The sequence below is a fragment of the Gemmatimonas sp. genome, from assembly GCF_044376735.1.
In the GTDB taxonomy this organism is placed as follows: domain Bacteria; phylum Gemmatimonadota; class Gemmatimonadetes; order Gemmatimonadales; family Gemmatimonadaceae; genus Gemmatimonas.
Genome location: NZ_JBILKJ010000003.1, coordinates 63,019 through 74,906, shown reverse-complemented (window position 1 = coordinate 74,906; position 11,888 = coordinate 63,019). Strand labels below are relative to the sequence as shown.

The window sequence follows — 11,888 nt, the reverse complement described above, 5'->3', positions numbered from 1 at the left end:
CCACGACAGGCCGAGCCCATCGGCGAGTGCCTGCGACGCGAACGCTTCGTTGGCTTCGATGAGGTCGTAGTCGGCGATGGTGGTGCCGGCCTTCGCCATGAGGTTCTTTACCGCCGTGATGGGCGCGAAGAACAGCTCCTGCGGCTCGCCGGCGCCGGTGGCATAGGCGGTGATGCGGGCCAGAATCGTGAGGCCATGCTCGCGCGCGTACGCTTCCGACGTGACGACCACCGCGGCCGCCCCATCGTTCAACGACGACGCATTGCCGGCGGTGACAGTGAGGTTGCTGTTGTCACCCTTGCCCGGGAACGCCGGCCGCAAGCCGGCCAGCGAGGTTTCGGTGGTGTCGGCGCGCGGGCTTTCGTCGACCGCGATGATGGTCGGCCCCTTCCGGCCGGGGATCTCCACCGGCACGATTTCCGCCGTGAACTTGCCCGCCTGCTGAGCGGCGACGGCCTTCGCATGCGAGCCCGCGGCGAAGGCGTCCTGCTGCGCCCGCGTGACGCCGGCCTTGGTGGCGGTGTACTCGGCGTGCGCCCCCATGTGCACGTTGCAGGTGGAGCACCACAATCCGTCCTTGATCATGCCGTCGACCATCGTCTGGTCGCCCAGCTTTACACCACCACGCATGCCGAACACATAGTGCGGGGCGTTGCTCATGCTTTCCTGACCGCCGGCCACGATCACCTGCGCGTCACCGGCCTTGATGGCCTGGGCGGCAAGCATCACGGCCTTGAGGCCGGAGCCGCACACCTTATTGATCGTGAGGGCCGACGCCGTGGCGGGCACTCCCGCCTTGAGCATGGCCTGTCGTCCGGGCGCTTGGCCCGTGCCGCCCTGCAGCACGTGGCCCATGATGACTTCCTGCACCGCGTCGGGCGCAACGCCGCTGCGCTGGAGCGCGGCACGGATCGCAATGGCGCCAAGCTCCGGCGCAGAAAGGGGCGAGAGGCCCCCGAGATACCGCCCGATGGGAGTGCGCGCGGCACCCACGATGACAGGCTGGCGAGTTAGGTCGCTCATGGATGACAAGGAGTGGCGGGAACGTGCAGAGGCAGCCCCTCAAGATAACCGATCGCACAGCGAAATCGGCGAAATCCGGAGCCGTGGAGCCCCCTGATTTCACCGATTTCGCTTCGTCCCAACCTAGCGGCCGGTCATCCCTTGTATCTGCTTCACGGCATACTCGACCTTCATCTCGAACAACTTCTTCCCCAGCTCCTTACTGGCTTTCCGGGCGTCGCCGGTGATGCCGTTGTTCTTCCTCGGCGGGGCGTTCGGGTCGGGCGCCGCACCGCGCGGGCCGGTCGGCACCGGATCGCCGACGGCGTTGGGGAGCTGATCGAGTCGTACCCAGGTCCCGTCACCGAGATACAGCATCGTCGACGTGTCAGGGATACCGGCGTGCGAACTGGCCGGGAAACCGTTGGCCTTCAGGTACGCGTCGAAGTCGGCGTTGGCGGTGGAGTACACGGCATCGCAGTACAGCACCTTGATGCCCTGCGCGGCGTACTTCTCGCTGAGCGACTTGGCCACGTCGGCATAGACGTTCGGCTGGCCACCGCCGTGATCGCCCATCAACACGACGGTCTTGAAGCCGGTGGCGATGGACTGTTCGCTGAGGCGCTCGAGGATCCCCTTCAGCAGTTCGGGGGTGAGTCCGATCGTACCTGGCAGCGCGGCACTCGCGTTGTTCGGCGTGTACGGCAGCACCGGCATCGCGATGGCGTTCCCGAGCTTTTCGGCGATGGTGCGCACGATGACGCGCCCCATGAGGTTGTGGCCGCCGTTCACGTTCTGCGGTCCACGCTGCTCCGTGCCGCCGGTGTAGAACAGCGCCGTCGTCTTCCCCGCGGCGAGCGCATCCTTCACCTCAGGCCACGTCATCATCTCGAATTCCACGAGCGGCGTGCGCGGCTGCGCCTGGGCGGCGGCCGGCGTGATCAGGGCGGCGGCGCAAAGCGCGGCCAGAGTGACGCGACGGATCATGAGGGGTGTCAGCGGAGGAGAGTACGGCAGGGGCCTACCTCCATGCTACGCCGGCGGACCCGGGATTGCTGCGTGCGCGAGAGGGGGACCTGCGGCCGGCCTGCGGGTCGGGTTTGGGGAGTCGCGCACTGACCGGCGTTGTTGCCCGCGTCGAGTGCGAGGCACGACACAGATTTCTCGCGGTCGCCGCCGACACCGGCGCCCCCCGCCTTGTATCAGCCGGTCGGGACGGGTGGTCCCTGCAGCCGCCTCTGCGAAGGAGGGGCCGGCGCCGGAGCGTAGCGACAGGCGCGCGGCCAACCCGCCGCAGAACGCGGCGAAAGGGATCCACCCGTCCCGACCGAGCGCCACCCCAGCGCAGTTTCAGCGCCGTCTCAACGCAAAAAACAGCGAGCGATCAGTCGTCGTAGCCGACCACGAGGTTCATGCCGGCTTGCTGGGCGCGCTGGACCGCGGTGCCCGTGGCCGTGAGCAGGCCGTCGACGCTGCTGACCGAGTCGGTCACCTCGGCGACGCCGACCGAGAGCGTGCAGCGCACGCCCTGCACGGCGCCGCTGAACGCATGACGCTGCATGCGCTCACGGATGCGCTCGGCCAGCACCAGACCGCCCGAGATTTCCGTACTGGGCAGCAGCACCGCGAATGCTTCCCCACCCACACGCCCGACCACGTCGGTGGTGCGCGACTCCTGCCGGCAGACCCAGGCGATCGCCCGCAGCCATTCGTTGCCGAACGCCTCTCCGTGCTGCTCGTGGAGTTCGCGGAAGTGGTCGGGATCGACCAGCAGCATGGTAAGCGGCTGTCCGTAGCGACGGGCGCGGGCCACTTCGGAGGTGGCCACGTCGAAGAACGCCCGACGGGCGGAGACTCCCGTGAGGTAGTCGGTGGTGCTCGAGGCATCCTCGCGCAGACTCTCCTCGAACCGGCGACGCTCCGAGACATCGTGCGAGACCACGGAGAACCCGATGGCGGCGCCGTCAGTGGCCCGGAGCGCCGTGACGACGGTGCTCGCCCAGAACAGCGATCCGTCCTGGCGCTGCCGATTGCCCTCCTGTTCGCACCAGCCGTTGCGCGCCGCCAGCGCGAGTGTGTCCAGTACGAACGCATCACCACCGCTGTCCGAGGGCAGCAGCAGCGTCATCGACTGTCCCAGCACCGCGGCCGCGGGCCACTGATGGACGCGCTCCGCCGCATCACTCCACGAGTCGATCACGCCGTCGGCATTGACGGTGAAGATCGCGTGGTCCCGCACGGCCCCTTCGATGGCACGCCGTCGCTGATCGGCGTCCGACAACTGTCCGCGCGTGGTGGCCAAGGCGCCCGCGTCATTAACGACGGCGACGATACGGCCCGGCGCCACCTTCACCAGGGCGAGATGCACCCCGCGCTGCTCGCCGGGAGCGAGCAGTTCGAGCGCGTCGACGATCACACCGCGTGGCGCGTCGAAACCACGCACGCGCGCCGCGAGATCGGGCGCCACGGCGCCCAACGCCACGAACAGATCATCGAGCGAGCCCGCGCGTGTGAACGGTGTGAGCAGGGTACGCGCCGCCAGATTGGCGACTTCGACCCTTCCGTCTTCGTCCACCTCCACGAGGCCGACCGGCGCCAGCACGAACAGGTCGAGCAGCGCCTCGGGGGTCACGTGGTCGCCTCCGGCTGCCCCGCGGCGTCCGTCGCCGCCGCCACCACATCGGCCGGGATCGCCAGCGTGCGATCGGCGATCTCGTGCAACACGCGGGCGATGAAGGCGTCGGACGACATGATGTCCTGTTTCTTGCCCGCACCGCGCGACCGCAGCGCGACCGTGTTCTCGTCGGCCTCACGGCGGCCGATTACGCACATATATGGCACCTTCTCCACTTCGCCTTCGCGCACGCGGTAGTTGAGCGTTTCGTTGCGCGCATCGAGCGTGGCGCGGATGCCGGCGGCCTTCATGCGGGCCACCAGCGCTTCCGCGTGCTCGTTGTAATCGATCGCGATGGGGATCACGCGCACCTGCTCGGGCGACAGCCACACCGGGAAGACGCCCGCGAAGTGCTCGATCAGGATGGCGATGAACCGCTCGAACGACCCGCTCACGGCGCGGTGGATCACCACCGGACGGTGCGGCGCGTTGTCGTCGCCGGTGTACGTGAGGTCGAACCGCTCCGGCGCGTTGTAGTCGAGCTGGATCGTACCGAGCTGCCAGGCGCGACCGATGCTGTCCATGACGTCGAAGTCGATCTTCGGGCCGTAGAACGCGCCGTCCCCTTCCTTCATCTCGTACGGACGCCCCGTGCTCTCGAGCGCGGCCCGCAGCGCGGCTTCGGCCCGATCCCACAGCTCGTCAGATCCGATGCGCTGCTCCGGTCGCGTGGCGAACTTGAGCTTGGCGGTGAGGCCGAATGTATCGTAGTAGCCGAGGATGAAGTCCATGAGGAACTTCACTTCGTCGGCGATCTGATCTTCACGCAGATACACGTGGCAATCGTCCTGCGCGAACTGCCGCACGCGCGTGAGCCCCGACAGCGCACCCGAGAGCTCGTTACGGTGCAGCACGTCGAACGTGACGTAGCGCATGGGCAGATCGCGATACGAATGCTTGCTCGACGCGAAGTACAAATGGTGCGACGGGCAGTTCATCGGCTTGAGCGACATGTCGTGTTCGCCGGTCTCGCTGTCGAGCACGAGGAACATGTTCTCCTTGTACTTGCCCCAATGTCCCGACTGCTCCCACAGCGCCTTGTTATACAGCAGCGGCGTCTTGATTTCCTTGAACGCCTCCTGCTGACGCTCGCGCACGAAGGCTTCGAGCGTGTTGTACAACATGGTACCCTTGGGCGTCCAGAACACGGCGCCGGGCGCGACGGGGAACAGTTGAAACAGGTCGAGCGCCTTGCCGAGCACCCGATGGTCGCGCTTCTTGGCTTCTTCGAGATTGTGCAGGTGCTGCTCGAGCTCGTCCTTCTTGAAGAAGGCCGTGGCGTAGATGCGCTGCAGCATCTGCCGCTTCACATCACCGCGCCAGTAGGCACCGGCCGTGGTGAGTAGCTTGAAATGCTTGAGGTACGACGTATCCGGCACGTGCGGTCCGCGGCACAGGTCGATAAACGGGCCGTCGGTGTAGGTGCTGATGACTTCGTCGCTGCCCTCGAAATCGTCGAGGCGCTCGAGCTTGAGCGGATCGTCGGCGAAGCGCACGCGCGCCTCGCTCAGCGACACTTCTTCGCGCACGAACGGATACTTCTCGGCTACGACCTTTTTCATCTCGGCTTCGAAGGCGGCGAGATCGTCAGGCGTGAACGGCTTCTCGACTTCGAAGTCGTAGTAGAAGCCGTCGTCGATGGCCGGACCGAACCCGATCTTGGCATCGGGGCGCAAGCGGCGCACGGCGGTGGCCAGGATATGCGCACCGGAGTGGCGCAGCACCTGCACCGCGCGTGGGTCCTTTTCCGTGATGACCACGAAGGAACCCGATGCCCGCAACGGGGTCATGAGGTCCAACACCTCTCCATCGACCGCGACCGCCAACGACGCCTGCAGCAGGCGCGCCCCGATCGAACCCACGACATCGCGAGCCAGCGTCCCGGGCGGGACCTCGCGAGTGGAACCATCGGGGAGTGTCAGGACGATGTGCGCATGGGCAGCAGCGTCAGCAGCAGTTTGCGTACCGGCAGTCATCAGAAGCGGGCAGAAAGGTGAACGCCCTCGCTGAGCGAGGACGGTCAAGTTATCCTTGCACAAGGAGTCACGCCAAGTTCACCCCCGATCCGCTTCGCGATCGTGGCCGGCTGGCGTCGGGTCACGGAGGTGGCATCATGGCACGGTCCCGATTCATTCAGCGTCCGACCCGGGCTTCGTCGGTGCTGTTGGTGGCGCTTGGCGCGGTGGCGGGCATCGCCCTTGGCATGCTGGTGGCCGACCGCCTGGGCCGTGGAGATGGACGCCGGCGCCGTGGCGGACGTGGCCGCCATCGAGAGCCCGATCCTGACGGCTGGCGTACCGACGATCGCCTCGACGAGACCGTGGACGAGCTCGCCGACGATGAGGCGGCACTCGTTGGCGAGCCAATCGCCGCCGTCGATGGTGCACGCCCACCGCGGGCCGACGCCACCGCGTCGCCGATGGGCCCGTCGGTGCCCACCCACGAGGCGCTTGAATCGCGCGTCCTCGCGGCGTTCCGGAACGATCCGGTCCTGGCGGCCCGCGCCATCGACATCGGCGCCGTGGGCGCGGGCACGATCGAACTCACCGGCTGGGTGGAGAGCACGGCGGAGATCGCCCACGCGCTCACCCTCGCCCGAGGTATTCCCGACGTGAGCACGGTGGTCGACCATCTGGCGGTCCGCGGGCCCGGTGCGACCCAGAGCCATCGCACGGCGCAGCACGAGACGCTGCATCGGCGGTAAGGTCCCGACGGGTGGGCCAGTCACTGGCTCACCCGTGTTATCTTGGGCCATGACCGCGCCCGACACGAATCCGCTGCCGACGACCTACGACGCTGCCGCTACTGAGTCCACCTGGTACGCCAAGTGGACCGAGCACGGGGTGTTCACCGCCAATGCCGAACGCGCCGCCACGCGCGAGCCGTTCGTCATTGTGATTCCGCCGCCCAATGTGACGGCGGTGCTGCACATGGGGCATGGCCTCAACAACACGGTGCAAGACGTGCTCATCCGCTGGCGCCGTATGGCGGGCGATGAAGCGCTCTGGCTGCCGGGCACCGACCACGCCGGCATCGCCACACAGAACGTCGTGGAGAAGCAGCTCGCTGCCACCGGCCAGACGCGCTTCGACGTGGGCCGCGGGCCGTTCGTGGAGAAGGTGGCCGAGTTCGTGGAGCACACCGGCGGCGAGATCCTGAATCAACTCAAGGCGATCGGATCGAGCGCCGACTGGTCGCGCACCGCGTACACGTTCTCCCCCGCGCTCTCGAAGTCGGTACGCGAAGCGTTCGTGCGCCTGCACGAAGACGGCCTCGTGTACAAAGGCCATCGCGTCATCCACTGGTGCCCGCGCTGCGGCACCTCGCTGTCGGATGAAGAGGCGGAGTTCACGGACACGACGGGCAAACTGTACCACCTGAAGTACACACTCGCCGACGACCCGACGCAGTCGATTACCGTGGCCACCACGCGCCCGGAAACGATGCTCGGCGACGTGGCGGTCGCCGTGAACCCGGAGGACGAACGCTATCTCGCGATGATCGGCCAGGATGTGGTACTGCCGATCAACGGCGTGCGCATTCCGATCATCGCCGATACGTACACCGACGCGGCGTTTGGCACCGGTGCCGTGAAGATCACCCCCGCGCACGACGCCAACGACTTCGAGGTGGGCAAGCGCCACCACCTGGCCATGCCGGTCGTCATCGATGCCGAGGGCCTTGTGCGTGAAGTGGAAGACGCCGCCGGCCGTGTGCCGGCCGCGTTGTCGGGGCTGGATCGTGCGGAGGCCCGCACCGCCATCGTCGCCATGCTCGAGGCGGCGGGTGCGCTCGTAAAGGTCGAGCCCCACGCCCACGCGGTGCGTCACTGCTACCGTTGCGACACCGTGGTCGAGCCGCGCCTGTCCGACCAGTGGTTCGTGCGCATGCGCCCGCTCGCCGACAAGGCGCTCGACGTGTTGCGCGGCGGGCAGCTGCGCATTCTGCCCGACCGTTGGGAAGCCGTGTACGTGAACTGGCTGGAGGGCATCCGCGACTGGAACATCTCGCGCCAGATCTGGTGGGGCCATCGCGTGCCCGTGTGGTACTGCGACAACACGGCCTGCGCGCAGGAACCGATCGTGTCGCGCACCGATGTGACCACATGTCCGTCGTGCCATGGCACGGTGCGTCAGGACGAAGACGTACTCGACACGTGGTTTTCGTCGTGGTTGTGGCCCTTCTCGACCCTCGGCTGGCCCGATGAGACGCCCGACCTCAAGGCGTTCTATCCGGGCGATGTGCTGGTCACCGCCCCGGAGATTCTGTTCTTCTGGGTGTCGCGCATGGTGATGTCGGGGTGCTGGTTCCTCGACCAAACGCCGTTCCACACCGTGTATCTGCATGGCACGGTGCGCGACATGCAGCACAAGAAGATGTCGAAGTCGTTGGGCAACGGCATCGATCCGCTCGACGTCGTGAAGCTATACGGCGCCGATGCCCTGCGCTGGACGATGACGGCCGGCCTCGGTCTCGGCGTCGATGTGATGCTCGACCCCACCGATCTCGAGAAGTCGTTCGCCCCCGGGCGCAACTTCTGCACGAAGCTCTGGAACATCGGCCGCTTCCTGCTCTCGCGTGTGGGCACCGAGCCGCTCCAGCCGCTGTCGTCGATTGCGCCGGAGCGACTCACGGCCGCCGATCAGTGGATTCTCGACCGTCTCGACCAGGCCATTCTCGATTGTGACGCCGCGCTGGGGCCGCCGCGTCCGGCCAATGGGCACACGTGGACCGAGGCCGAACGCGGTCGCGGGCTGCGGTTGTCGGAGTACGCCGAGGCGGCGCGCCGGTTCGTGTGGAACGAGCTGGCCGACTGGTATCTCGAAGCGCTCAAGCCGCGTCTGTACGCCACCGAGGGCGAGGATCGCGAGGTGGCGCGGACGGTGCTCGCGCACGCTTTCGACGGCGCCCTGCGGTTGCTGCAGCCGGTGGTGCCGTTCATCACGGAAGCGCTCTGGCAGCAGTTGCCCACCACGCCGCCGGGCGCCTTCCTGGCGCAGGCCGCGTGGCCGGTCGCGCGCCGCGGCGAGGGGGCGGCCTCGGCCGAGGCTCAGGCCTTCGAGTATGCCCGCGATGCCGTGCAGGCGATCCGCAGCGTGCGTTCGGAGTACAACGTGAATCCGGGCGCGTGGGTGGACGCGATGTTCGTGGCGCCGGCGGGGATCGCCGAGGTGCTGGACGCGCAGCGCGACACGATTGGCTCGCTGGCGCGCGCGCGGGTGGCGATGGCGTCGGAGAACCCTGGAGGCGCGTCGGCGCAACTGTTGCTGCGGGACGGCGTGGAACTGATCGTGCCGCTGGCCGGCATGGTCGATCTCGAGAAGGAGAAGCAGCGCCTGCAGGGGGAACTCACGCAGCTCGAGACGCAGCTGAACGCACTGGACGGCCGTCTGGCCAACGAGAAGTTCGTGGCGAAGGCACCGCCGGCCCTCGTGGAGACGGAACGCGCCAAAGCCGAGGAATGGCGCGCGCGATGTGCACTGATGCGCGCCAAGCTCGGGACCTTCGGCGCGTGACGACCGCCATGAAGGCCGTCCTGATGCGAACGGCCGCGCTGCTCTTGGTGTCGGCCTGTGCGAATCAGTCGCTGCCGCCGGGTGGCCCACCGGATCTGGCGCCACCGCTGGTCGTACGCGTGACGCCGCAGAACAACGCGGTGGGCGCCAAACCGAAGGCGGTGGTGCTGCAGTTCGACGAAGTCATCAGCGAAACGCCGAAGGGGGCAAAGGACATCGCCGATCTGGTGTTCATCAGCCCCAAGAGCGGGGTACCGAAGGTCAGCTGGGGCCGTTCGAAGATCGAGATCCGTCCGTCGAAGGGGTGGAAGCCGAACACCGTGTATTCGGTAGTCATCAAGCGCGGCCTGCAGGATCTGCGAAGCAATGGGATCGATAGCACCATCCAGCTGGTGTTCAGCACCGGTGGCGCCATTCCGAGCACCAGTATCACGGGGGTGGCGTTCGATTGGCGTGAAGCCAGGGGCATGACCAGCGCCGTCGTCGAAGCGATCGCGACCGACAGCACGACGTATCAAGTCGTGAGCGACTCGGCGGGACGCTTCGATCTGCGCTATGCCCCACCCGGACCATACACGCTTCGGGCGTACGACGACCGCAACGGCAACCGCTCGCTCGACCCATTGGAGATTTGGGATACAGTGAGCGTGACGCTGACGCAGGCCGCCTCGGCCGAACTGTACGCGTTCGCTCACGATACCGTCGGCCTTCGCATCGCCGACGTGTCGCTCGTCGACAGCGGCGGTGGAATCAAAGTCACCTTCGACAAGCCATATTCCCCCACCCACGTGTTCGACCCGGGATCGATCGTGGTCAGGCGGCCGGATTCCTCGGCCGTCCGCATCCGCCTGATCCGAACGCCCGCGCAGCGTGCGCTGGCAGATTCGCTGGTGGCCGCGGCCAAACGTGATTCCATCGCGCGCGTGGCCGCACGGCAGGACTCAACTCCGGCGCTACGCGCTCGTACCGACTCGCTCGCCCGCGTACGGCGGGCCGACAGCGTATCCGCGGTCGAGCGGGCGGCGCGCGCTGCCCGCGAGGCCCGCCGGGTGGCGGCGGCTCGCCAGGGGCGCACCCTTGGGCCAATCGACACCACCCCACCGCCGAAGATGCGGCGACCCGCCGTCTTCACCGAAGTCTTCGTCTCCTTCGACTCGCTACTGACGCCGCAGACCCAATTTCGCCTCGTAGTGCAGAGCATTCGCAGCTTGTCGGGGACGATGCGATCGCCGAGTCGGACATTCAGCACACCGAAGGCCCCCAAAGTCGACAGCGCGGCCACTCGCAAAGAGGCTCCAGCGGTGCGACGCGATACGACCGCCGCCCGACGCGATACGCTCGGTCGGCGGTGATGGAGCAGTCCACGGTTCCCGCGCTCTTCCTCGATCGCGACGGTACACTCATCGCGGACGCGCACTACCTCGCCGATGCCAGTCGGGTGCAGTTGCTGTCCGGCGCTGCGGCCGCCGTCGCCAAGGCGAACGCGGCGCAGGTGCCGGTGGTGGTGGTCACGAATCAATCGGGGATCGCCCGCGGGCTGATCACGCAGGCCCAGTACGAAGCGGTGCGCGACCAGACCAACACGCTGCTCGGCGCGGGGGGCGCGGCGGTGCTCGCCACCTACCACTGTCCACATTGGGGACATCCGAAAGAACCCTGCGAGTGCCGCAAACCCGGCCTCGGCATGTACCGCGAGGCGGCCGCCGCCTATCAGCTCGACCTGACGCACAGCGCCTATATCGGCGATCGGTGGCGGGATGTGCAGCCGGCGCTCGCGACCGGCGGCATCGGCATTCTGGTACCCGGCATCGAAACGCCCTCGGCCGACGTGGAAGACGCGCGCTCGGCGCTCTCCGCCCGCATCTTCATGGCGGAGAACATCCTGGACGCGGTGTCGATCGCGCTCGCGCTGATCAGCGCCCGCACGCCCCTGCAGCCGCCGACGGGAGTGCAGTAGGTTGGGCGCCATGATGTCATCCGCGCGAATTTGCGTGCTCGCCTCGGGGGGCGGGTCCAACCTGCAGGCGCTGATCGACCACTTTGCAGGTCCGGCCACCGCCGCGGGTGTCATTACCTTCGTGGCATCCGACCGCGAATCGGCTGGTGCCCTCGATCGTGCCCGCGCCGCCGGCATCGCCACCGGCGTGGTCGACGCCCCGCTCGATGGCGATGCCATCCTCTCGCTCCTCGAGACGGCGAAAACCGATGTGCTGGTGCTGGCGGGCTACCTGAAGTTGGTGCCGGCCGACGTCGTGCGTGCGTTCCGCGGCCGACTGCTGAACGTACATCCCGCCCTCCTGCCGTCGTTCGGCGGCCCAGGCATGTATGGCATGCGGATCCATCAGGCCGTCCTCGATCATGGGGCCACGGTTACTGGCGTCACCGTGCATTTCGTCGACGAGCACTTCGACCGCGGACCGATCATCGCGCAATGGCCCGTGCCCGTACTCCCCGGCGACGATGCGACGCGGTTGGCGGCGCGTGTCCTGCGCGCCGAGCATCGTCTGTTGCCGCTGTGTGTCGCCGCCGTGGCCGCGGGGGCGATCGTGCTCGGCGAGGACGGCCGGGTGCACGGCCACCTCGAGATCCCCGTGTCGATGCAAGCGCCTGACTGGCGTTTTGCCTTGACCGAGGATGCGGCCGGTCCATCGGCGGCCTTCGACACCGACGTCGCGCGACTCTTTCCGCGCTGAACA

9 protein-coding genes are annotated in these 11,888 nt (G+C 67.5%); 5 read left to right on the top strand and 4 right to left on the bottom strand.

All coding sequences use genetic code 11. The annotated features are described in order from the left end of the window. The 4 genes from ACIRA7_RS01095 to thrS form a co-directional block, all read right to left on the bottom strand. On the bottom strand, window positions 1–1,023 hold a 1,023-nt coding region (locus ACIRA7_RS01095; RefSeq protein ID WP_396218939.1), incomplete at its 3' end, for an acetyl-CoA C-acyltransferase. A gap of 123 nt (window positions 1,024–1,146) precedes the next feature. Next, window positions 1,147–1,989 carry a creatininase family protein gene (locus ACIRA7_RS01090; protein ID WP_396218938.1) on the bottom strand — a complete coding sequence of 281 codons (843 nt, stop codon included), beginning with the start codon at window positions 1,987–1,989 and terminating at the stop codon, window positions 1,147–1,149. Between the two features lie 397 nt (window positions 1,990–2,386). Next, window positions 2,387–3,634 carry a diguanylate cyclase gene (locus ACIRA7_RS01085; protein WP_396218937.1) on the bottom strand — a complete coding sequence of 416 codons (1,248 nt, stop codon included), beginning with the start codon at window positions 3,632–3,634 and terminating at the stop codon, window positions 2,387–2,389. Further along, window positions 3,631–5,652 carry a threonine--tRNA ligase gene (gene thrS / locus ACIRA7_RS01080; protein ID WP_396218936.1) on the bottom strand — a complete coding sequence of 674 codons (2,022 nt, stop codon included), beginning with the start codon at window positions 5,650–5,652 and terminating at the stop codon, window positions 3,631–3,633. The genes ACIRA7_RS01085 and thrS overlap by 4 nt, the downstream gene beginning before the upstream one ends. 137 nt (window positions 5,653–5,789) lie before the next feature. Between thrS and ACIRA7_RS01075 the strand changes: the two genes are divergently transcribed. The 5 genes from ACIRA7_RS01075 to purN are packed head-to-tail and all read left to right on the top strand — an operon-like array spanning window position 5,790 to window position 11,885. Beyond that, window positions 5,790–6,380, top strand: coding sequence for a BON domain-containing protein (locus tag ACIRA7_RS01075; RefSeq protein ID WP_396218935.1), 591 nt, complete (start codon window positions 5,790–5,792; stop codon window positions 6,378–6,380). A gap of 49 nt (window positions 6,381–6,429) precedes the next feature. Next, window positions 6,430–9,192 (top strand): valine--tRNA ligase, encoded by a 2,763-nt coding sequence (locus tag ACIRA7_RS01070; RefSeq protein WP_396218934.1) that lies wholly within the window; start codon window positions 6,430–6,432, stop codon window positions 9,190–9,192. Then, window positions 9,189–10,544, top strand: a complete 1,356-nt coding sequence (locus ACIRA7_RS01065; RefSeq protein ID WP_396218933.1) for an Ig-like domain-containing protein — start codon at window positions 9,189–9,191, stop codon at window positions 10,542–10,544. The genes ACIRA7_RS01070 and ACIRA7_RS01065 overlap by 4 nt, the downstream gene beginning before the upstream one ends. After that, window positions 10,544–11,149 carry a D-glycero-alpha-D-manno-heptose-1,7-bisphosphate 7-phosphatase gene (locus ACIRA7_RS01060; protein ID WP_396218932.1) on the top strand — a complete coding sequence of 202 codons (606 nt, stop codon included), beginning with the start codon at window positions 10,544–10,546 and terminating at the stop codon, window positions 11,147–11,149. The genes ACIRA7_RS01065 and ACIRA7_RS01060 overlap by 1 nt, the downstream gene beginning before the upstream one ends. Before the next feature lie 10 nt (window positions 11,150–11,159). Continuing rightward, window positions 11,160–11,885, top strand: a complete 726-nt coding sequence (gene purN / locus ACIRA7_RS01055; protein ID WP_396218931.1) for a phosphoribosylglycinamide formyltransferase — start codon at window positions 11,160–11,162, stop codon at window positions 11,883–11,885. Window positions 11,886–11,888: the final 3 nt, after the last annotated feature.

What these genes read in the sequence shown, in the direction of transcription:
- ACIRA7_RS01090 (WP_396218938.1), bottom strand. Translation starts at nt 1,989, where the DNA reads ATGATCCGTCGCGTCACTCTGGCCGCGCTTTGCGCCGCCGCCCTGATC.
- thrS (WP_396218936.1), bottom strand. Translation starts at nt 5,652, where the DNA reads ATGACTGCCGGTACGCAAACTGCTGCTGACGCTGCTGCCCATGCGCAC.
- ACIRA7_RS01075 (WP_396218935.1), top strand. Translation starts at nt 5,790, where the DNA reads ATGGCACGGTCCCGATTCATTCAGCGTCCGACCCGGGCTTCGTCGGTG.
- ACIRA7_RS01070 (WP_396218934.1), top strand. Translation starts at nt 6,430, where the DNA reads ATGACCGCGCCCGACACGAATCCGCTGCCGACGACCTACGACGCTGCC.
- ACIRA7_RS01060 (WP_396218932.1), top strand. Translation starts at nt 10,544, where the DNA reads ATGGAGCAGTCCACGGTTCCCGCGCTCTTCCTCGATCGCGACGGTACA.
- purN (WP_396218931.1), top strand. Translation starts at nt 11,160, where the DNA reads ATGATGTCATCCGCGCGAATTTGCGTGCTCGCCTCGGGGGGCGGGTCC.